At 30.5% G+C, this 21,814-nt stretch carries 24 protein-coding genes; 19 read left to right on the top strand and 5 right to left on the bottom strand.

Going from position 1 to position 21,814, the window contains the following annotated elements:
• Nucleotides 1-3: 3 nt before the first annotated feature.
• Nucleotides 4-510, bottom strand: coding sequence for an invasion associated locus B family protein (locus ACTT90_RS02350; RefSeq protein WP_440930248.1), 507 nt, complete (start codon nucleotides 508-510; stop codon nucleotides 4-6).
• Nucleotides 507-1,544 carry an aldo/keto reductase gene (locus tag ACTT90_RS02345; RefSeq protein WP_440937250.1) on the bottom strand — a complete coding sequence of 346 codons (1,038 nt, stop codon included), beginning with the start codon at nucleotides 1,542-1,544 and terminating at the stop codon, nucleotides 507-509. Before ACTT90_RS02345 ends, ACTT90_RS02350 begins: the two co-directional genes overlap by 4 nt.
• Nucleotides 1,545-1,617: 73 nt before the next feature.
• Here ACTT90_RS02345 and ACTT90_RS02340 point away from each other — a divergent pair, with 73 nt between their 5' ends.
• Nucleotides 1,618-2,373, top strand: a complete 756-nt coding sequence (locus tag ACTT90_RS02340) for a Bax inhibitor-1/YccA family protein (protein ID WP_440930246.1) — start codon at nucleotides 1,618-1,620, stop codon at nucleotides 2,371-2,373.
• Nucleotides 2,374-2,376: 3 nt separating this feature from the next.
• Here the strand turns inward: ACTT90_RS02340 and ACTT90_RS02335 are convergent, their stop codons facing one another.
• Together ACTT90_RS02335 and ACTT90_RS02330 are read right to left on the bottom strand one after the other, a co-directional pair.
• On the bottom strand, nucleotides 2,377-2,724 hold the full coding sequence (locus tag ACTT90_RS02335; protein WP_014954000.1) for a DUF2794 domain-containing protein: 348 nt from the start codon (nucleotides 2,722-2,724) through the stop codon (nucleotides 2,377-2,379).
• Nucleotides 2,717-3,268, bottom strand: a complete 552-nt coding sequence (locus ACTT90_RS02330) for a septation protein A (RefSeq protein ID WP_440937249.1) — start codon at nucleotides 3,266-3,268, stop codon at nucleotides 2,717-2,719. Before ACTT90_RS02330 ends, ACTT90_RS02335 begins: the two co-directional genes overlap by 8 nt.
• An 86-nt stretch (nucleotides 3,269-3,354) precedes the next feature.
• Here ACTT90_RS02330 and hspQ point away from each other — a divergent pair, with 86 nt between their 5' ends.
• The 15 genes from hspQ (at nucleotide 3,355) to ACTT90_RS02255 (ending at nucleotide 17,033) form a co-directional block, all read left to right on the top strand.
• The gene (hspQ, locus tag ACTT90_RS02325) at nucleotides 3,355-3,675 is read left to right on the top strand and encodes a heat shock protein HspQ (RefSeq protein ID WP_440937248.1); all 321 of its coding nucleotides are present in this window, start codon (nucleotides 3,355-3,357) and stop codon (nucleotides 3,673-3,675) included.
• Nucleotides 3,676-3,856: 181 nt separating this feature from the next.
• Complete coding sequence (gene ccmC / locus ACTT90_RS02320; RefSeq protein WP_440937247.1) at nucleotides 3,857-4,564, top strand: heme ABC transporter permease CcmC; 708 nt, start codon at nucleotides 3,857-3,859, stop codon at nucleotides 4,562-4,564.
• The gene (gene ccmD, locus ACTT90_RS02315) at nucleotides 4,561-4,788 is read left to right on the top strand and encodes a heme exporter protein CcmD (RefSeq protein ID WP_440937246.1); all 228 of its coding nucleotides are present in this window, start codon (nucleotides 4,561-4,563) and stop codon (nucleotides 4,786-4,788) included. The genes ccmC and ccmD overlap by 4 nt, the downstream gene beginning before the upstream one ends.
• 8 nt (nucleotides 4,789-4,796) lie before the next feature.
• Nucleotides 4,797-5,216, top strand: a complete 420-nt coding sequence (gene ccmE / locus ACTT90_RS02310; RefSeq protein ID WP_440937245.1) for a cytochrome c maturation protein CcmE — start codon at nucleotides 4,797-4,799, stop codon at nucleotides 5,214-5,216.
• 1 nt (nucleotide 5,217) lies between these two features.
• Entirely contained in the window at nucleotides 5,218-7,098 is a 1,881-nt protein-coding gene (locus tag ACTT90_RS02305; RefSeq protein WP_440937244.1) for a heme lyase CcmF/NrfE family subunit, read from the top strand.
• Nucleotides 7,088-7,606, top strand: a complete 519-nt coding sequence (locus ACTT90_RS02300; RefSeq protein WP_440937243.1) for a DsbE family thiol:disulfide interchange protein — start codon at nucleotides 7,088-7,090, stop codon at nucleotides 7,604-7,606. Before ACTT90_RS02305 ends, ACTT90_RS02300 begins: the two co-directional genes overlap by 11 nt.
• Complete coding sequence (locus ACTT90_RS02295) at nucleotides 7,603-7,965, top strand: cytochrome c-type biogenesis protein (RefSeq protein ID WP_440937242.1); 363 nt, start codon at nucleotides 7,603-7,605, stop codon at nucleotides 7,963-7,965. Before ACTT90_RS02300 ends, ACTT90_RS02295 begins: the two co-directional genes overlap by 4 nt.
• Nucleotides 7,966-7,979: 14 nt before the next feature.
• Complete coding sequence (locus ACTT90_RS02290) at nucleotides 7,980-8,495, top strand: acyloxyacyl hydrolase (RefSeq protein ID WP_440937241.1); 516 nt, start codon at nucleotides 7,980-7,982, stop codon at nucleotides 8,493-8,495.
• A gap of 19 nt (nucleotides 8,496-8,514) precedes the next feature.
• Nucleotides 8,515-9,666 (top strand): alpha-hydroxy acid oxidase, encoded by a 1,152-nt coding sequence (locus tag ACTT90_RS02285; RefSeq protein ID WP_440937240.1) that lies wholly within the window; start codon nucleotides 8,515-8,517, stop codon nucleotides 9,664-9,666.
• A gap of 3 nt (nucleotides 9,667-9,669) precedes the next feature.
• Nucleotides 9,670-10,833, top strand: coding sequence for a pyridoxal phosphate-dependent aminotransferase (locus ACTT90_RS02280; protein WP_440937239.1), 1,164 nt, complete (start codon nucleotides 9,670-9,672; stop codon nucleotides 10,831-10,833).
• Nucleotides 10,834-10,837: 4 nt separating this feature from the next.
• Complete coding sequence (locus ACTT90_RS02275; protein ID WP_440937238.1) at nucleotides 10,838-12,331, top strand: FAD-linked oxidase C-terminal domain-containing protein; 1,494 nt, start codon at nucleotides 10,838-10,840, stop codon at nucleotides 12,329-12,331.
• Entirely contained in the window at nucleotides 12,285-13,565 is a 1,281-nt protein-coding gene (locus ACTT90_RS02270) for an FAD-binding protein (protein ID WP_440937237.1), read from the top strand. The genes ACTT90_RS02275 and ACTT90_RS02270 overlap by 47 nt, the downstream gene beginning before the upstream one ends.
• Entirely contained in the window at nucleotides 13,565-14,854 is a 1,290-nt protein-coding gene (gene glcF, locus ACTT90_RS02265) for a glycolate oxidase subunit GlcF (protein WP_440937236.1), read from the top strand. The genes ACTT90_RS02270 and glcF overlap by 1 nt, the downstream gene beginning before the upstream one ends.
• A 7-nt stretch (nucleotides 14,855-14,861) precedes the next feature.
• Nucleotides 14,862-15,815: a 2-hydroxyacid dehydrogenase gene (locus ACTT90_RS02260; protein ID WP_440937235.1), complete on the top strand. Its 954-nt coding sequence runs from the start codon at nucleotides 14,862-14,864 to the stop codon at nucleotides 15,813-15,815.
• Nucleotides 15,816-15,821: 6 nt separating this feature from the next.
• A complete protein-coding gene (locus ACTT90_RS02255) occupies nucleotides 15,822-17,033 on the top strand; it encodes an MFS transporter (protein ID WP_440937234.1) in 1,212 nt (403 codons plus the stop codon).
• On the opposite strand, the gene ACTT90_RS02250 is transcribed toward ACTT90_RS02255, so the two are convergent.
• Nucleotides 17,030-18,118 (bottom strand): GAF domain-containing protein, encoded by a 1,089-nt coding sequence (locus tag ACTT90_RS02250; protein WP_440937233.1) that lies wholly within the window; start codon nucleotides 18,116-18,118, stop codon nucleotides 17,030-17,032. The genes ACTT90_RS02255 and ACTT90_RS02250 overlap by 4 nt on opposite strands.
• Before the next feature lie 140 nt (nucleotides 18,119-18,258).
• Here ACTT90_RS02250 and ACTT90_RS02245 point away from each other — a divergent pair, with 140 nt between their 5' ends.
• The 3 genes from ACTT90_RS02245 to ACTT90_RS02235 all read left to right on the top strand — a co-directional run bounded on the left by ACTT90_RS02245 (nucleotide 18,259) and on the right by ACTT90_RS02235 (nucleotide 21,812).
• On the top strand, nucleotides 18,259-19,320 hold the full coding sequence (locus ACTT90_RS02245; RefSeq protein WP_440930308.1) for an NAD(P)-dependent alcohol dehydrogenase: 1,062 nt from the start codon (nucleotides 18,259-18,261) through the stop codon (nucleotides 19,318-19,320).
• Between the two features lie 18 nt (nucleotides 19,321-19,338).
• Entirely contained in the window at nucleotides 19,339-20,877 is a 1,539-nt protein-coding gene (locus ACTT90_RS02240) for an extracellular solute-binding protein (RefSeq protein ID WP_440937232.1), read from the top strand.
• A gap of 71 nt (nucleotides 20,878-20,948) precedes the next feature.
• A complete protein-coding gene (locus ACTT90_RS02235; RefSeq protein ID WP_440937231.1) occupies nucleotides 20,949-21,812 on the top strand; it encodes a carbohydrate ABC transporter permease in 864 nt (287 codons plus the stop codon).
• Nucleotides 21,813-21,814 lie beyond the last annotated feature (2 nt).

Here is a 21,814-nt window from a genome sequence, read left to right as displayed (position 1 = left end):
TAGTTAACTACAGGCACTTTTTGCAGCTTTATATGCTTTCGTAAATCCTAGTAGTGAGTAATGATCGATTGTTTGTGACCCTTTAGCATTAAATCCAGTTACCATAATTCTCGAACCTTTCATCATCACTTTGATCATTTTTTTTTCATTTTTATTACTTGTCATCCAGGCAAAACCTTGTTGTTTAATATCAAAATTAAATTTATTTTTCCCAGATGTTGCAATTACTTTATTGTTTTTATTAAATTCATAACCTGGTGTAGTGCTAATCTCATCTGCAATTTTATCTCCAGGTCTAAAACTTACAAATAATCTTGCATCTCTTTTATTAGATTTTGGTGCTTGTAAAACAGGAGACGATTGTGCAAAACACGTATTTCCAGTTGCTTCAACCAAAACCATCGTTTCCCAATCTTTGTATTTTCCAACTTTTTTTACTTCTTCTGCAAAACTTTGAAATGTACTTAAAATAAAAATAAAAAATAATTGGGTTAAAACTTTTTTAATCATGGGCATGGGTTAGGGTAAATTTTTTGAACTTCATTAATTTCTTCAATAACTTCATCAGTTAATTTTACATTTACACTTTCTATATTAGTTTTCAACTGTTCCATTGTAGTTGCTCCTATTATTACACTAGTCATAAATGGTTGGATTTCACAAAATTTCAAAGACATTTGTGTAAAATCGATGTTATGTTTTTTTGAAATTTCATAATAAGCTTCAACAGCTTTAGTTGTGTTGGGTTTATTGTATCTCGTCCAAAAATCACCATCCCTCTCTAATCTAGAATTTTTAGGCATTTGGTTGTTTCTATATTTCCCAGTTAGATAGCCACTTGCTAATGGAGAATAAGCTAACAATCCAATTTCATCTCTTATAGAGATTTCTGCTAATCCAACTTCGTAAGATCTATTTAATAAGCTATACGGATTTTGAATAGACATCATTCTTGGTAGATTATTTTTTCTTGAAAGCTGAAGGCATTTATTCACTCCCCATGGAGTTTCATTAGAAAGTCCCACCTCTCTTATTTTTCCTTCTTTCACAAATTTTTGTAAATTTCCAAGAACATCTTCAAACTTATTCCAGTTATCTTCTTCTTTATGTTCATAACCTAAACGACCAAACATATTTGTTTTTCTTTCAGGCCAATGTAGTTGGTAGAGGTCTATGTAATCGGTCTTTAATCTTTTAAGACTGTCATTTAAAGCAATTGTTATATTCTTAATTCCATAATTATTTTCACCATTTCTAATGTAATCTCTTGCCGGTCCAGCTACTTTTGTAGCTAATATTACTTTGTTTCTTTTTTTTGTTTTTTCAAACCAATTTCCAATTACTATTTCTGTATGACCAAAAGTTTCTTCTTTTGGTGGGACAGCATATAATTCTGCCGTATCCCAAAAATTTACTCCTTGGTCTAATGCAAAATCCATTTGTTCAAAACCCTCTTCTTGAGTATTTTGTTCACCCCAAGTCATTGTACCGAGACAAATTGTGCTAACGTCAATGTCAGTATTTCCTAGTTTTTTATAATTCATCTTTATTTGTTAATGTTTTGTTAATATTTTATGGTGTCTTGAATAATTGTTATTCTAACATTATATATATTATATGAATTTAGATAGAGAAAATATGATTAAATCGCAACAGGCTCAACAAGCTACTGCGGTAATGGATGAAGGCTTAAGAGCCTACATGCTTAAAGTTTACAATTACATGGCAACTGGAATTTTATTGACTGGAATAGTCTCGTTAATAACTTTTAAAATGGCAGTTGTGTCAGTTTCAAGCACAGGAATAGTTTTAACTGGATTTGGAAATGCGATTTATAATTCTGCTTTGATGTGGGTGGTGATGTTAGCTCCTCTAGCAATCGTATTTTATATGAGTTTTGGAATTAACAAAATGGGTTTTGCAAAAGCTCAAACTTTATTTTGGGTTTATGCTGGACTAATGGGTTTATCTTTATCTTCAATATTGCTTGTGTACACAGGCGCAAGTATTGCAAGAGTATTTTTTATTACAGCTGCTACTTTTGGTGCAATGAGCATTTATGGCTATACAACAAAAAGAGATTTAACAAAGTTTGGTTCTTTTTTGATGATGGGTCTAATTGGTATAATCATAGCTTCATTAGTAAATATTTTTATGAAGTCGTCTATGATGTACTTTGTAATATCTGTATTAGGTGTTCTAATTTTTGTAGGTTTAACAGCTTACGATACGCAAAAAATTAAGAACATGTATGTTGCAAGTGACTCAGGTGAGTTGATGGGTAAGAAAGCTGTAATGGGTGCATTAACACTATACCTAGACTTCATCAACTTAATGATAATGCTTCTAAGACTTTTTGGTCAAAGAAGATAATTATTATTTCTGTAGTTTTTTCCAATTGGTGTTTTTTAAGAGAGATTTTAAGTCGTAAGAATTTTTCAAAATTTTTCCGCTTACATCTGTTATTGAATATCTAAGATTAGGATTTTTTGGCTTAAAATTTTTACAAATTTTATATAGAGCATTCTCTGCAGCATTTTTAAAAACACTAAAACCTACCTGCTTGCTGGAAATGCTTAAACCATAATCACGCCATGAACCTTCCGAAACCATTTTAGCATATAAGTCTAAAATAATTTTAAGTTCCTCTTTTTCAAAAAAATATTTTTCCTCAATCTGTTTTTGATTAGAGTTATTTACTACAAGTCTTAAATTTCTATTCATTAATTTTATATTTATTTATCAAACCAATTTGAAAAGCTGTGAATATAAAAGTGATAGGCAGCAAACCCCATACTTTAAAATTTACCCAAAATTCTTCTGATTGAGTTCTCCAGACAATTTCATTTAATAAAGCAAGTCCAAAGAAAAAATAAACCCACCTCTTATTTAAAACTTCCCAACCTTCCTCTGTTAAAGCAATAGATTTTCCCACCAATTTTTTTAGAACTGGTTCTTTTGTAAAATATTTCCCAAATATCAAAGCCAATCCAAATAGAATGTTTATAATTGTCGGCTTAATATAAATAAAAACTGGATTATCGAAGTAGATTGTTAAACCACCAAAAAAAGTAATTAAAATTCCACTTAACAATGGAACTTTAGGAATAGTTTTTTCTAACACCCACATAATTGCTAAAGCTAATAGGGTTGCGACAATAAATGGTGGAATAGCAATTTTTAAATCTTTACCACTGTCATAATAAAAGTAAAAAAATATTACTAAAGGCCCAAAATCTGTTAAAAATTTTATAAAAGATTTATTCACATCAAGATACTAACATATCCACAATTTCACAAAACCTTAAAATTTTTGATATTGATTTTTAATTTTAAATACCCATACTAAAGTCAATGGCAATTCAAAAAGCTAAATTCTCAATTGGCGAAATTGTAAAACATAAACACTTTGATTTTAGAGGTGTCATTTATGATGTTGATTTTGAATTTAATAATTCTGAGGAATGGTATCAATCTATTCCAAAAAATGTACGACCGCGTAAAGATCAGCCTTTTTATCACTTGTTAGCTGAGAATGATGAGATTACTTATGAAGCATATGTTTCAGAGCAAAATCTTTTAGTCGACGATTCTGACGAACCAATCAAACACCCTTTGATAGAAGAAATTTTTTCAGGAAAAAAGGGTGCTAGCTATTTTAAACAGTCAAATTAATAAATTAATCACTTTTAAGACATAATTGGTTCAAACCTTAGTCATACATAATTGTTAATATTTACTATATCTGATCAAGAGTGCTAAACGTTAACCCCTTATTATCTCTCTCTGCATTCTTGATCAGAGAGATTTAGATATTAAATATCCCTTAAAATAAAAATAATATAATACATTTAAAATGTTTAAAATTTTTGAGCCAAATAAAATTTTTTTAGTTACCTCAAGACTACCAAAATATGTAGTTGGCTTATTTTGCATCGTCTTAATTATTGGATTAGTTGAAGCATTAATATTTTCTCCTGAGGATTATAAACAAAGTGATGCAGTAAGAATTATGTATGTACATGTTCCGGCAGCTTGGATTTCGTTGGGTATCTTTACATCAATAACTATTTTATCTATTTCAGGTTTTATTTTTAAAAGTAAAAATTTATTTTTAATCGCAAAAAGTTTGGCTCCTTCAGGGTTCGTTTTTAATTTAATAGCACTTGTAACAGGATCTATCTGGGGAAAACCGACTTGGGGAACTTGGTGGGCATGGGATGCGCGAATTACATCTATGTTAATTTTGCTACTTTTTTATGGAATGTATTTAATTGTTTGGAGAATTTATGAAGATAAAGAAAAAGTTTATAAAATTTCGATGATTATTACTTTGATCGGAATAATTAACGTTCCAATAATAAAGTATTCTGTTGATTGGTGGAATACACTTCACCAACCAGCATCAATAAATATTTTGGCTAAATCTTCAATACACAGTTCAATGTTATTTCCTTTAGGAATAATGACTGCGGCATTTGCTCTATTTTCTCTACTGATTTTTTTAATGAAATATAATACAGAACTGATAAAAATTAAAAATAAAGGCTTAGATAGATTATGATAAATGAATTACTAAACATGAATGGCTACGGACTTTACGTATGGTCTGCGTTTGGTTTTACTCTTTTTAGTTTTGGAGGTTTGTATATTGTTACAAAAATTCAGTACGTTAAAGAACAATCTAAATTTGTAAAAAAATTTGGAAACTTAGATACAAGCAAAGCTGCTCAAGCTAGAACACAAAGAATTAATCAAGAAATATTATCTGGCGCATCAAATATTTAATTCAATAAATGTTTGGTCGTAAGGTTAAGTTAAGGATTTTGTTTATATCTTTAGCTTTTATTACTTTAATCCTTACTATTTTTCTAATTCTTAAATCTTTAGAGGAAAACGTAGTTTATTTTCAATCGCCATCAGAAATAAGAGAAACTACAGAACTATCAAAAAAGAAAATTAGGATTGGAGGAATGGTAAAAAAAAACTCAATAAGCATGAATACCAATCAAGTAAATTTTATCATTACTGATTTTAAAAATGAAATAAATGTATCTTATATGGGTGTTCTGCCTAATTTATTTGAAGAAGAAAAGGGAGTAGTTGCGGAGGGATATTTAAAAGATAGAAATTTTTTTTCAGCAACAAAAATACTTGCAAAGCATGATGAGAATTACATGCCCCCTGAAGTCAAAGAGGCGTTGAAGGAGAAGTAAATTGTTACCAAGTGTTATAGGTAAGTATTCGTTAATTTTTGGATTTTTGATTTCATTTCCGATTTTTTACTATTCATTCATTGATTATAAAAAATCAGGCAATCTAAACACAAAGATTATATCTTTTAGTTTTTTACAATTATTATTTATTTTAATTAGCTTTATTTGTTTAATTATTTCGTTTGTTATTTCAGATTTTAGTAATGAAACTGTTTTCAATAACTCTCATACTACTAAACCTTTATTTTATAAAATTGCTGGAACCTGGGGAAACCATGAAGGAAGTTTATTATTGTGGTTATTAGTTTTGACATTATTTGTCTTTATTTTTTTATTAACTTCGAAAAGACAAATAAAAAGTTATAGAATTTTAACAACCATATTCCAACAGATTATCATTTTTGGATTTTTTGTATTTGTTATAAAAACATCAAATCCATTCTCGCATATATTTCCAGTTCCTAATGAGGGACTTGGCTTAAACCCAATTTTACAAGACCCTGCCTTAGCCATACATCCTCCCATTTTGTATTTAGGGTATGTGGGTGCATCAATTATTTTTTCATCAGCTTTATCAGCTACAGTTTTAAATTATATTTCTAGTTCTTGGGCTTCTCACATAAAAGTATGGACGTATATTTCCTGGATTTTTTTAACACTTGGTATCTTGTTAGGATCTATTTGGGCATATTATGAATTAGGTTGGGGTGGTTTTTGGTTTTGGGATCCTGTGGAAAATGTATCTCTTATGCCTTGGTTAGCTTTAACTACGTTAATACATTGTTTAATAGTTTTAGAAAAAAGAACTTTACTTAAATCTTGGGTAATAATTCTTTCAATTACCACTTTTACTCTAAGTATGAGTGGAACTTTTTTAGTGAGATCAGGAATATTAAATTCAGTTCATACGTTTGCTAATGACCCTGAAAGAGGTATTTTTATTTTATTATTTTTATTTTTATTAATTATATTGTCTTTAGTAATATTTTTTTTCTTTAATAAAAATCAAGATAGAAACTCAAGTAATTTTTTTTGGTTGAGTAAAGATACTTCGCTATTAATAAATAATTGGTTTATGATGTATTTCTTATCAGTAGTTTTGATAGGAACACTGTATCCAATTTTTTTAGATGTAATTTCATCTGAAAAAATTTCTGTTGGACCACCTTTCTATCATAAACTCATAGCTCCATTTTTAATTTTTTTCCTAATTGCCATGGCTATTGGGCCAAAATTAAGTTGGATAAAATCGAAATTTATAGAAAAATTTTCATTAGTTTCTTTTTTTGGAATTTCATTACTTTTGAGCTCTTATTTAGTTTTTAAATTAAATGTAGATTTTCTGATAAATACTTTATTATTGAGTGCTGCCCTTTTTCTTTTTTTGATTACTCTTAAAGATTTTTTTATCAACAAAACTAAAAATATTTCTCAGAAAATCTCTCACTTTGGTTTTGGATTATTTATACTAAGTGTACTTTTAAATAATTTTCTCTCTTCTGAAATTATAACTAATCTTAAAGTAGGTGAAAGCTATGATGATGGCAAAGTAAAAATTTATTTAGAAAAAGTGGAGAAATTCAAAAAACAAAATTATGAATCTGTAATTGGATATTTTGATATTACAGATCAAAAAAATAAGACTGAAAAATTTAAACCTGAACTAAGAATTTATAATCAACCTGTCATTATCACTAGTGAAGCCGACATTAAAACAAGCTTATTTCATGATAAGTTTTTAGTTATTAACGTTGTCCAAAATCAAAATTATTTTAATCTTAGATATCAATTTAAACCTTTAATGAGTTGGATTTGGATTTCTGTACTTATAATTTCAATGGGTGGATTTACTAATTTATTATATTCTAGAAATGAAAAATAAGATTGTTCCATTTATAGTTTTCTTCTTTTTAATATTTATGTTTTTTGTTTTTTACAAAAGTCTTAATCAAACAAATATTTATACGCCAAACGTAAATTTGAATAAAAACATTCCAGAATTTGAGGCAAAAATTTTTAAATCAAATGATAATTTTTCAAGTAAAGATTTTATGCTTAATGAATATTATTTGATTAATATATGGGCATCATGGTGTGCCCCATGTCGATTAGAGCATAAATATTTGTTAGAATTAAATGATATCAATTCACTTAAAATCATTGGAATTAATTATAAAGATCTAAAATTAAATGCTGAAAATTTTCTTAATGATTTAGGCAACCCTTATGATCTAATTCTTAATGATGATAATGGAAAACTATCAATAAATTGGGGTGCTTATGGAGTACCAGAAACTTTTATAGTTTTTAATAATAAGATTGTTAAAAAATACACAGGCCCACTAAAGGAAATTAATGTTCAAGAAATCAGAAAAATTTTAAGTCAATGAAAAAAATTTTAATTTTTTTATTATTGATAAACATTTCAACCGCACACGGAGAAATACAAAACGATAAGCTTAAAATTGAGATTACAAAAAATCTTAGATGTTTAATTTGTCAGGGTCAGTCTGTTTATGATTCTGACTCTGAATTTGCGAATAGTTTGAAGTTAGTAGTTGAAGACAAATTGAATGAGGGTATGGAAGAAGAGGATATTTATGTGTTTTTAAAAGAAAAATATGGAAACTGGATCTTATATGACCCTGAATTATCAAAAAATACATATATTTTGTGGATTTTGCCTTTATTGTTATTTTTATTAGGTGGTGTCATAATATTAAAAAAATTGAAAACTAAAAATTTATAAGCATAGTGCCTGAAATGATTAAAAAAGTACTGACTATTTCTATTTGTATTATCTTTGCTTTAATAAGCTTTGCAAGTGCAGATGACAGTAAAATTGAAACAGACTCAACAAAGTTAAATTTCTATACTGGTATGTTTGATTTTAGTGATGATGGTAAAAAATCAGAATTATTCGGTGTTCAACATCAAAATGAAGATTTAAATAGAGATACATTTTTAGGTAATTTGTCACCAGTGACAGGCGCAATGATGACAGCAAATAATGCAAGTTATTTTTACACAGGTGTACAAGCCCAATATAAGATTGGTAGTTTAAATTTTAATCCAAGTTTTGCCCCAGGGTACTATAACGAAGGAGATGGCAAAGATTTAGGTCACGCTTTAGAATTTAAAAGTGAGGTTCAGTTGTCTATGAATTTGCCTAAAGATAGTTTTATCGGAGTATCATATAACCATTTATCTAATGCAAGTTTAGGAAGTAAAAATCCTGGTGCGAATAGTTATATGTTTAATTTTCTTAAAAAATTTTAATAAAGAGCATTAAAGAAAAATGAATTTAAAAGATTGCCACAACTTTAATGATTTTAGAAATCTTGCAAAAAAAAATCTCCCATCACCTATATTTCATTATATTGATGGTGGTTCTGATGATGAAGTTACTTTAAGAAGGAATACTGACGCATTTAATGATTGTGATTTAGTACCGAATGTTTTGGCTAGTGTTGGAAAGCCAGATTTATCTACTACTGTTTTCGGAAAAAAAATTGATATGCCAATATTTTTATCACCTACAGCTATGCAAAGATTATATCATCATGAGGGAGATAAAGCTTCAGCTAGAGCTGCAGAAAAATTTGGCACTTTTTATAGTATGTCTACAATGGCAAACACTACTATTGAAGAGATTGCAAATGTTTCCAGTGGTCCAAAGTTATTTCAATTGTATGTTCATAAAGACACTGGAATTACAGATGATCTTATTGAAAGATGCAAGAGAGCAAATTTTGATGGAATGTGTTTAACTGTTGATACATTAGTAGCAGGTAATAGAGAGAAAGATCATAGAACAGGTTTTACAACGCCTCCCAAACTTACATTACAGAGTTTAATGAGTTTTGCGATGCACCCTAAATGGGTTTTTAATTATTTAACTCATGAAAAATTTTCATTAGCAAATGTTGCAACTAAAACAGATAAGGGAACAAACATTGCTAAGTCTGTAATTGAATATATCAATGAACAATATGATCCAGCAATGAGCTGGAAAGATGCTGAATACTGTGTGAAAAAATGGGGCAAACCTTTTGCACTTAAGGGAGTTATGTCAGTTGAGGATGCTAAAAGAGCAATAGACATTGGATGTACAGCAATCATGATTTCTAATCATGGTGGAAGACAACTTGATGGCTCAAGATCTCCCTTTGATCAAGTAAAAGAAATATCAGATGCAGTGGGAGATAAACTAGAAATCATACTAGATGGTGGAATTAGACGTGGCACTCATGTGTTAAAAGCACTTGCGGCAGGAGCAAAAGCGTGTAGTTTTGGTCGAATGTTTCTATTTGCTTTAGGTGCAGCTGGTCAGCCAGGTGTAGAAAAGTTACTTCAAAACATGCACGATGAAATAAATAGAAATATGGTTTTAATGGGTTGTAAAAATTTGAGTGAATTAAATAGAACAAAAATAATATACAGGAGATAAATTATGAAATTAGCTGAAAGTTTAAATAGACTGGGTACCGAAACTGCATTTAGTGTTTTGGCAAGGGCAAAAAAACTTGAAGCACAAGGTAAACCCATGATCCATTTAGGATTAGGGCAACCTGATTTTAAAACTCCTAAGCATATAGTTGAAGCTGCAAAAAAAGCTTTAGATGATGGTCATCATGGATACGTATTATCAAATGGTATCTTAGAGTGTCGTCAATCTGTAACTAGAAAAATTAAAAGTCTTTATAATCAAGAGATAGATCCTGAAAGAATAATTATCATGCCTGGTGGAAAACCTACCATGCATTATGCAATACAATGTTTTGGTGAACCAGGTGTTGAGATTATTCATCCAACTCCAGCGTTTCCTATTTATGAGTCGATGATTAATTATACTGGTTCTACTGCTGTTCCTTATGATTTAACTGAAGACAAAGATTTAAAATTTAGTGCAGATAAAATTCTTTCATTAATCACTGACAAAACAAGATTGTTGATTTTAATTAATCCAAATAATCCTACAGGAAGTTTCGTAGAAAAATCAGAAATTGACAAGTTAGCAGAAGGATTAAAGAAACATCCACATGTAACAATTCTTAGTGATGAAATTTATAGTAGACAAATTTTTGATGATAAAGAAATGCCAACTTTTTTTAATTATCCAAAATTAAGAGACAGATTAATTGTTCTAGAAGGATGGAGTAAAGCATATTCAATGACAGGTTGGAGATTAGGATGGAGTTTTTGGCCTGAGCATTTAGTTGAACATGTTAACAAACTTTTAATAAACAGTGTTTCTTGTGTAAATGCTGCTGCCCAGTTTGCTGGTATTGCTGCATTAGATGGTCCAGATGAATCAATTCATCACATGATGGAAAAATTTACTCAAAGAAGAAAACTAATTCACGAAGGTTTAAATAGTCTTCCAGGTGTTGAGTGTAGTTTGCCTGGTGGGGCTTTTTATGCATTTCCTAAGATAATTGGAACAGGTATGAATGGTGAGGAATTTTGTCATAAAGCAATGCATGAAGCAGGTGTAGCAATAGTACCAGGAACTGCTTTTGGTAAAACTTCGGGCGATTATGTCAGATTTAGTTTTGCTGCATCACAAGATAATATTTCTCAAGCTATTGATAATATTAAAAAAATGCTTGGATAGATAAATGGAGTTAGCTTTACCAAAAATTGATCAAAAAACGATAGATAACAAAAGTTCTATTGTTAAAAATTTATGCAAGCTGACCGATCCAGAAAATGTTTTAAGCCATGTAGATGAAATAAAACCATACGAGACAGATGCGCTAGCTGCATACACTCAAACACCTTTAGCAGTTGTACTTCCTGAAAATACTAATGAAGTAAGTGAAATCTTAAAATATTGCCATAAAGAAAATATTAAAGTAATTCCAAGAGGTGCTGGCACAGGTTTATCCGGAGGAGCATTACCATTGCAAGATGCAGTAATTCTTGGTTTGGGAAAATTTAATAAAATTTTAAATATAGATTTTCCAAATAAATGTGTTGTTACTCAACCAGGTGTAACAAATTTAGGAATAACGCATGCTGTTCAACACAAAGGCTTCTATTATGCACCAGATCCCTCTAGTCAATTAGCTTGCTCTATTGGAGGTAATGTTGCTGAAAATTCAGGCGGAGTACACTCACTTAAATATGGAACAACTACAAACAACATTCTTGGTGTTGAAATGGTCATGATGGATGGAACCATCTGTAGATTTGGTGGAAAAACATTAGATCAAGAAGGTTATGATTTGATGGGATTAATTTGTGGATCCGAGGGTTTATTAGGAGTTGTTACAGAGGTAACAGTAAAGATATTAAAAAAACCACAAGTAGTTAAAGCTGCATTGATTGGTTTTCCTTCAATTAAAGAAGGTGGTGATGCAGCATCAGAAATAATTTCAAGCGGAATTGTTCCGGCAGGTATGGAAATTATGGATAGAGCATTAATTGAAGCAACTGATAACTTTAGTAAAGCAGGATATCCAAGAGATGCAGAATTACTTTTAATTGTAGAGCTTGATGGAACAGAGTCTGAAGTAAATGAATTATTAAAAAAAGTAAGTGAAATTTCTAAGAAAAATAATTGCTCAAGTTTAAAACTTAGTAAAAATGAACAAGAGAGATTAAAATTTTGGGCAGGTAGAAAAGCAGCGTTTCCAGCATGTGGGGCAATGGCTCCAGATTATTATTGTATGGATGGGGTTATACCAAGAGGAAAACTTGCAGAAGCTCTTCTCGAAATTAAAAAACTTTCTGAAAAATATGATTTACCTGTTGCAAACTGTTTTCATGCAGGCGATGGAAACTTACACCCACTAATTATGTTTGATGGAAGTGACAAAGAACAGTTGAGAAAAACAGAAGAATTTGGAGCTGAAATTTTAAAAACTTGCGTAAAATTAGGTGGGGTTATTACTGGAGAACATGGAGTTGGAATAGAAAAAAGAGAACTAATGTGTGAAATGTTTAATAATATAGATATTCAGCAACAACTCGATATTAAAAAATCTTTAGATGAAAAAAATTTATTAAACCCTGGAAAGGTTTATCCGATTCTAAGAAAATGTGCAGAGGAAGGAAGGGTTCATGTCCACACAAGTAAGAACAAATTCCCAGATCTTCCAAGATTCTAATAATACTTATTTTCCAAATGATGAGAATGAAGTTTCTATTCTTGTTAAGGATATTTTTGATAAAAATTCTTCAGCAGAATTAATAGGATCAAATTCAAAAAAATTTATTGGAAACAAAACACAAGCAGCGAATAAAATTTCATTATCAAAACTATCTGGAATTATCGAATATTATCCAGAAGAACTGTATATCAAAGTTAAAGCAAACACTTTGATAGAAGATATTGAAAGAGAATTAGAGAAAAATGAACAAGAATTAGCATTTGAATTAATTGATTTTGGATTTATTGAAAATGGCAAATCAAATAAAGGTACAATAGGTGGTTATCTTGCCTGTAATTATGCTGGTTCAAGAAGATTTAAAGTAGGAAGTGTCAGAGATCATGTGCTTGGTTTTAGAGGAGTGAATGGAAAAGGTGAAATAATTAAGTCAGGCGGAACAGTAGTGAAAAATGTTACGGGTTATGATCTATCAAAGCTAGTTGCTGGATCGTTTGGTACTTTGGTTGCTCTTACAGAAATAACCCTTAAGGTTTTACCAAAAAAAAAGATATCAAATACAATTGTTATTGATGTTGATGATCCAAGCAAAGTTTATGATATATTTGATAAAATATCAGATTCTAGTAGCGAAGTTTCTGGTGCCATTTTTATTCCAAGTGAACCAGAAGACACAGATATTGAAAAAAATAAGAATGAAGTTTTTAAATTTAATGATTTAGAAGTTAAGAATTCATTTTTAGCGTTGAGAGTTGAAGGAGATAAAGTTTCAGTAGGAGAAAAAATAAAAAGTATAAGTGAAGAGTTAGAATTAGATAAATTTAAAAGCGTAATTTTAGAAAGCTATCAATCAGCTCCATTTTGGAAAAAAGTTAATAATTTAGAATTATTTTCTAAAACAAAAAATAATCTTATACGTTTAGTTATAGAGCCTGCATCAGGTATTGAAATGATGAAATATTTAGGAAACAAGTTTAAATATTATATTGATTGGTGTGGTGCTTTATTTTGGATTGAGGTTCCTTCAAAAAAAAATAATAAAATTAAAGAGATGAAAGAATTAGCTATAAAACTTGGGGGATATTTTACAATTATTAAGCCAGCCCAAGATTATGATTATGAGGAAACTATTTTTACAATTGATAAAACAAGATTGATCATTTCAGAAAAAATAAAACAAAGTTTTGATCCTAAGAGGGTATTTAATCCAGGCAAGATGTATAGAGGAGTATAATGCAAACAAATTTTACAGAACCACAATTAAAAGATTCTGATAATAAATCTACAGATAAAATATTTAAAAAATGCGTTCACTGCGGAATGTGCAATGCAACATGTCCTACGCATCAATTATTAGGGGATGAATTAGACGGTCCAAGAGGTAGAATTTATTTGATTAAGGACATGCTTGAAAATAATAAGCAACCCAATGAGAAAGTAGTTAAGCATATTGATAGATGTCTATCTTGTTATAGTTGTATGACTACATGTCCAGCAGGTGTTAATTATATGCACGTAATAGATCATGGAAAAAAATATATTGAAAAAAATTATAAAAGACCTTTGTTTGATAGACTTATAAGATATTTCTTATCTATTACTCTTCCAAATGTAAAAATTTTTAAATTATCAAGTTATGGTGTGAAACTTATCAAGCCATTTAAATTTTTATTTCCAACAAAAATTAAAGATATGATTGAGTTAATGCCAACATCATTTCCAAAAAAAACTTTACCAGTTCAAGAAATATATAAAGCGAAAGGAAAAAATAAAATTGCTAGAGTTGCTTTATTAACGGGTTGTGTGCAAAAAGAAATTTCTCCACAAATTAACGAAGCAACAATAAGATTATTAAACAGACATGGGGTTGAGGTTGTTGTTCCAAAACAAATAAGATGCTGTGGTTCGTTAAATCATCATTTAGGAAAAGAAGATGATGCACATCAAGATTTCAGAAATAATATAAATACCTGGTATGAAGAACATAAGAAGGGCAATTTAGATGCAATTTTATCTAATACTTCAGGGTGTGGAACAACTATGAAGGATTATGGATTTATTTTTAGAGATGATAAAGAATTAAGCAAAAAGGCAAAACTAATATCTTCGCTAACTAAAGATGTTTCTGAGTATCTTTTCGAAAGTTTAAAACTTGATATTAAAATTAAAGATAAAAAATATAAAGTTGCCTATCATTCTGCTTGCTCAATGCAACATGGTCAAAAAGTTCATGCTCAACCAATTTCATTATTAGAAAAGACTAATAACGAGATTATGGAAATTCCAGAGGGGCATATTTGTTGTGGGTCAGCTGGAACATATAATATTTTACAATCAAAAATTGCTAAACAACTTTTAAAGAAAAAAGTTAATAATATAGAGAGTTTAAATCCAGATTTTATTTCAACAGGAAATATAGGTTGTATTACACAAATATCTCATGGTACTAAAGTTCCAATTTTGCATACAATTGAAGTTTTAGATTGGTATACAGGTGGCCCAAAACCAGAGGTTTTAAAATAGGAGAGCTATGAAAAAGATTTTAGTTACAAGAAAATTGATTAGAGAAAGTGAAGATAAAGCTGCAGGATTATTTGATGCAAAATTAAATACTAACGACGAACTATATTCTCAATCAAAGATAATAGAAATGAGTGAAGGTTGTGATGGAATTTTGTCATCATTAACTGAAAAGATGGATGCTGATACAATAGATAAACTTCCAGACTCAATAAAAATAATTTCAAATTTTGCAGTTGGTTTTGGAAATATAGATTTAGAAGCTGCTAAAAAAAGAGGAATAGCTGTAACAAATACCCCAGAAGTTTTATCTGATGCAACAGCTGAGATTGGAATATTACTTATTTTAGGAGCGTGTAGAAGAGCTTCCGAAGGAATAGAGTCTGCTAGAGAAGGTGGATGGAAATGGTCTGCGGATTATTTAATTGGTAAACAGCTTACAGGTACACGTTTAGGAATTTTAGGCATGGGTCGAATAGGTCAAAAAATTGCAAACATTGCAAGATCTTTAGGCATGGTAATTCATTATCATAATAGATCAAAGTTGAGTGAGGATAAAGAACAGGGCGCTGTTTATCATGACAATATCAAGAGTTTGTTTTCTGTGTCTGATGTTCTTTCTATTTGTTGTCCAGCTACTAAAGAAACTGAAAATATGATTAATAAAGAAACAGTAGAATATTTTCCTAAAGGTGCAGTTATTACTAATGTTGCAAGAGGAGATATAGTAGATGATGAAGCATTAATTGATGCTTTAAATAGACGAAAAATTTATGCAGCAGGTTTAGATGTTTATAAAAATGAACCCAATTTAAATCCAGGATATAATAAAATTAAATCTGTATTTATTTTGCCTCATCTAGGAAGCGCCACCAAGGATACAAGAATAGCAATGGGTAACTTAGCGATAGATAACCTTGATGAATTTTTTAAGACAGGAAATTGCAAAAATAAAGTAAATTAAACTGGGATGCCAAAACCAGTTTTAACAAAATCAAAAGCTATAATAATTTTTTTAGTTTTTGCTCTTGGATATTTTATATCTACGTTACTAAGAGCAATTAATGCAACAATTTCACCTGAATTAGTCTCAGAGTTTAATTTATCTGCAGGAGATTTAGGATTACTAAGTGGAGCATATTTTTTAGGTTTTGCTAGTGTTCAAATTCCATTAGGATACTTATTAGATTCTAAAGGTCCTAAAAAAATTGTTTCTTATTTTTTATTATTAACAATAGTAGGAATAATATTATTTGCTAATGCAAAAAATTTTCAAATATTGTTGTTATCAAGACTATTAATTGGAATTGGTGTAGGAGCATGTTTGATGGGACCACTTACTGCCTATCGAGTTTGGTTTCAAGACGAGACACAACAAAGATCAAATTCGTGGATGTTGATGGTAGGAGCAATCGGTATGTTATCTTCTAGTTTACCTGTACAGTATTTATTACCAAGTATTGGATGGAGAGGTGTTTTTACAAATTTAGCAATATTAACATTTATCTGTATTGTTTTGATCGTTTTATTTATTCCAAAATGGGAAAATTCAAATTTTGATCAAAACTCAAACCAAGGAAAGTTGAGTGATATTTGGAATAACGATTTTTTCAAGAGCTTGATTCCTATGGGCTTCTTTAATTATGGTAGTCTTTTTGCTATTCAAACATTATGGGCTGGACCATGGTTAACAAGAGTTTCAGGATATACACCTGAAGAAAGTGCTAAGGGTTTATTTTTACTTTATTCTAGTTTGTTATTTTCTTTTTTACTTTGGGGCTATTACATACCAAGGTTTTCTAAAAATATTTCTGATGCAGTAAAACTTTTAAGATGGGGAGCTCCATTAAATTTAATTGTTTTAGTTGTAATAATTATACTAGGTTCTAAAGCGGGCGCAATTCATTGGGCAATTTTCGGTATTAGTTCAATATTTTTATCATTAACTCAACCAGCTGTTGGAATGGCATTTCCATTAAATAATGCTGGTAAGGCATTAACATCATTTAATTTACTTCTATTTGTTGGAGCTTTTGTTTTACAATGGGTAATAGGTTTAATTATTGATTTAGGTATGAAAATAAATATTTCTGAGGAAAATTCATTTAAAATTGCAATGTCGTTTGTATTATTGACATCGTTTTTTTCTTACCTTTTCTTTTTGTTTAAAAGCAAAAATTAATTCAAGTGTTTATAAACAGTTGTTCTAGATATACCTAGCCTTCTAGCAGTTTTAGATATACTTTGAGTTTGTGCAAAAGTAGATTTTATTAATATACATTTTTCTCTTTTCATCTTTGCATCTTTACAATTTTCACAAGCATACGTTTTTATATTTTGAATAATTTGTTTTTTATTTTCACCATTATAATTTTGATTTTTGACAACAAATACTGATGAACCTAAATAGTCAGTAACTTTAATAATTTTATTGTTCAGTATATTGCTAGCTATCGATGAAAATGACTCCGTAAAAATATTATTAAAATCTTGATTTTTAATATCCATCAAACCATGTAACATAATTTTCGCATTAGAATTTGATCCTACAATTATTCCATCACCATTAATCGCTAATAAGCCTACGCTGGTAGTGGACAAGTATTCTTGCCTTGGATGGAAATTTAAAATTAGTTCACTTTTAAATTGCTCAATAAATAATTTTGTTTCAATACTTCTTGTAGCAAGATTAACTAATGCCAAAGTATGTTGTTCCCTTGACCTTGCGTCGGTTGATGCATCAATTATTCCAACTGTTTTTCCTTCATGATTGATTATGGGACTTGCAAAGCATGAAATTTTTTCATGATTAGTAAAAAAATGTTCTTTGCCAGAAACTATAGTTGGTTTTTGTAATGCAACTGCAAGACCAAGACCATTTGTTCCACAAACTTTTTCTGACCATATAGATCCAGGTATTACTGCTTTTCCTACATCCCCATCTAAACATGTTTTGTCGTAAATTGTATCTAAAACTAAGCCTTCATTATCAGAGAAGGCTACCATAAAATTTGTGCCAGCAACTTGAGAATATAAAAGTTCTAATTCTGGAATAATAATTTTTCTTATGCTCTCTTTTTTTTGTCTAATTTCTTCTAATTCTTGAAATGATATTACGCTTCTCTTTGGTCTTTTAAATGGATCTAAACCGTTAGAAATACATCTTGCCCAGCTGTCTGAAATTTCAGAGTTCATGTTAGCGGTTAACATTTCTCTTTTTTTTAAGATTGTCTTAAACTCTATTTCTACCATTGATAAATTTGGCATGAGTAACATTAAATTTTTTTAATAATTTAAACAACCAACCATAGGTTGTATATGTTAATTTTCTGAACATCTTTCAATCAGTTGGACTCCTTTAAATTCTCTAAATTTAATAGTCTTCTTACTAGAGGGAGATAAAATATATGAAAGCTCAAGTTTTACATAAATATGACCCAGAGATGAAAGAACAGACCTGGGTAACTAATAAAGAAATGCCCGATCCAAAAATCGAAAAGGCTTCTGATGTAATTGTAAAAATTGGTGCTGCAGGTGTTTGCAGAACTGATCTACATATTATTGAAGGAGTTTGGAAACATATTCAAGATCCAGATGGTGAGTTATTGCCATGTGTAATGGGTCATGAAAATGCAGGTTGGGTTGAAGATGTTGGTAAAGACGTTACTGATTTTAAAAAAGGTGATCCAGTAATTCTTCACCCATTAATATCAGGAACAGATGGCACATGTTTAGACTGCAGAAGAGGAAATGATATGCATGCTGCTGGAGGTGCATTTCCAGGTTTAAGTATTAAAGAAGGTGGATATTCTGAATTATTAAAAACAAGTGTTAGAAATTTAATCAAACTTCCAAAAGTTTTAGCACCAAAAGATGTTGCGCCTTTTTCAGATGCTGGCTTGACTGCTTACAGAGTAGTTAAGAAAGCTACAAGACATTTGTTGCCAGGACAAAGCTGTACGATAATTGGAGCTGGTGGTTTAGGACATATTGCAATTCAATGTTTAAAAGCAATGTGTGCTGCAGACATCATCATTGTAGAAAAATCTGAAAAAGCATTGAAACATGCAATGGAACTTGGTGGCGATCACGGAGTTTTAATTGATGGTAACGAAATCGAAAAAGTAAAAGAACTTACAAAAGGAAAAGGTTCTGAAGCTGTAATCGATTTTGTTGGTGAAAAAGGATCCACAGCTATGGGAATTCAAATGACTTCTAATGGTGGTTTTTATTACATTGTTGGATATGGAGAAGAAATTAAATCACTAGCAGTTGATTTGATTATTTCTGAAAAAACAATTGTAGGTAATTTAGTAGGAACGTGGTCTGAGTTATATGAACTGATGGAATTAGCTGACAGAGGAAAAGTCAAGCTATCTATGCAAGAGTATAAATTAGATGATGCTAACAAAGCACTTCATGACTTAAACGAAGGTAAAGTTAAAGGTCGTGCAGTCTTAGTTCCATAATAATAAAAAGGAGAAGAGATGAAGACAATAAAAACATTCGCAACAGCTCTTTTATCAGGATTAATGGTATTCAGTCCTGTTGCGTACGCTGATAAGTGGAGTGATCAATTTCCACATATCAAAGCTACAGGAGATATCCCTGGTATGTGTTCTTATGAAGAAATTTCTAAAAAGGACTACAGTGGGAAAACTCTAAAAATCAATACACACGCAATTCCAGTAATGGGAGAGCCAACGGCTTTACATGCTGAACAGTTTGAAAAATTAACTGGAGCTAAAGTTGAAGTTACACATACACCTGCAGGTGATTTGTACTCTAAGGCAATGGTTCCATTTCAAGCTGGACAAGCACCTTACGACATCGTGTTTGGATTTTCTAATTTCATTAATGATTGGAAAAGATACTTAGCACCAGTACCTAAGAAGTACATGAATTCACCTGAGATGAAAGATGTAACTAAATCTCATATGGGTGTGTCTTCATGGGATGGTACAATGTATCAATATCCAGTTGATGGTGACAGACACTATTTAAAATATAGAAAAGATGTCATCGATAATCCTGAAATGCAGAAAAAATATAAAGCTGACACTGGTAAAGAATTAAGAGTTCCTAGAACTTGGAAAGAGTACGGTGAAATGGCTAAATATTTTAACGATTGGGATTGGGATGGAGATGGTGAAAAAGAATATGGTTCAGCTGAAGTTATGAAAAAAGATGACTTAATGTTTGCAGCTTTTTTCAGCAGATCAGTTGCATATGCTAAAAACCCTAGAACTCCAGGTGGTTTCTTTTTTGATTTAGAAACTATGAAACCAAATATCAATAACCCAGGATTTGTAGAAGCATTAACTGATTGGGTTGAAGCTACTAAATATGTTCCCCCGGGAGGAACTAACTTTGGTCTAGGTGATGAAATTGGATCATTTGGTGGCGGACAAACTTTATTTAGTTTTTCATGGGATGATGCTTTCATCGCTGCAATGCAAGATGATAGTCCTATTAAAAATAAAGTAGGTGCGGCTCCACTTCCAGGTTCTGACAGAGTTTGGAACAGAGTATCTAATGGCTGGGAAAACCAATTTAACCAAGCTCCATACATCGTTTGGGGTTGGGCAGTAGGTGTTGCAAAGAAAAGTAAAGTAAAAGATATGGCTTTTGATTATCTATGTTTCTTTTCTAATGGTGCAAACCACCAAGCTGATTTAGCAATCGGTAGATTTGGTGTTAACCCATTTAAGAACTCAGACTTTGACCCTAACATTTATATTAATAGCATGGGTTGGGATCCAGAGATCGCTAACAGTTACACTAAAACACTTTTAGATATGGAAAAAAGTAAGAACAGAGTTTTCCCTCTAAGAGTTCCAGGTGTATTTGAATTTACAAGTGCTGTAGCTACAGGAACTTCGAAAGCTCTTGCAGGACAATTATCTCCTCAAGCTGCATTAGATGAAGTTGCTAAAGAGTGGGAAGCAATTGTAAGCAGAGTAGGAAAAAAAGCAGTACAAAAAGCCTATGCTGTTGGTGTCAAAATGGAAGATAACGAACTATAGTTAACTAACTTTATGTGGCCATTAAAATTAATGGCCACATTAAACAAAAATTATATAATCCAAATTTACAAATGAACTTTAAGCATAAATACTTTTTTTTGTTTCCTGGTTTATTTGTGCTTATAGGAATTTTAATTTTTCCAATAATATTTGTAGTAAGATTAAGTTTATCAGGATGGAATAGTTATAATCCAGGATTAGATTTTATTGGTTTAGAAAATTATATAAGATTATTTACAGATGATCCTAGATTCTGGGAATCGTTTTTTAGATTAAGTTTTTTGTCAGTTACAACTGTAATTCTTCAATATGTGATTGGTTTTGCTTTAGCACATATGGTTTGGAAAGATATTAAATTTAAAAGATTTTTTAGAGTTTTATTCTTAATTCCGATGATGACTACACCAGTCATCATGACTGTAATATGGAGAACTTTTTTTCACGAGTCCCTTGGACCAGTAAATGACATTTTGTCTAATTTTGGTTTTTCACCTAAATGGCTTACAGATCCAGTCATCGCAAAGTTTACGGTAATTATCGTTGAAGTCTGGCAGTGGACTCCGTTTATGTTTTTATTATTATTAGCAGGATTATTGTCATTACCAAAGGAACCTTTTTTAGCCGCCGCTATAGATGGTGCTAGTCCAGTGAGAAAATTTATTTATGTAACATTTCCTTTAATGGCCCCAATATCAATAGGCGCAATAATTATTAGATTAATTGAAGCGTCTAAAATTATGGATACAGTTTATGTTTTAACTTCAGGTGGTCCTGGAACTTCAACAGAGACATCAAGCTTTTATATTTTCATTAAAGGATTAAGGGAATTTCAAATGGGCTATGCAGCTTCAATGTCATTTACATATTTGATTATAATGATCATAAGCTTAACAATCATTGCCAAGGTTTTAACAAAACTTCTACTAAAGGAATAAAC

It is taken from the genome of Candidatus Pelagibacter sp. (genome assembly GCF_052049935.1).
Classification (GTDB): domain Bacteria; phylum Pseudomonadota; class Alphaproteobacteria; order Pelagibacterales; family Pelagibacteraceae; genus Pelagibacter.
This window is presented reverse-complemented; position numbering and strand designations above follow the sequence as displayed.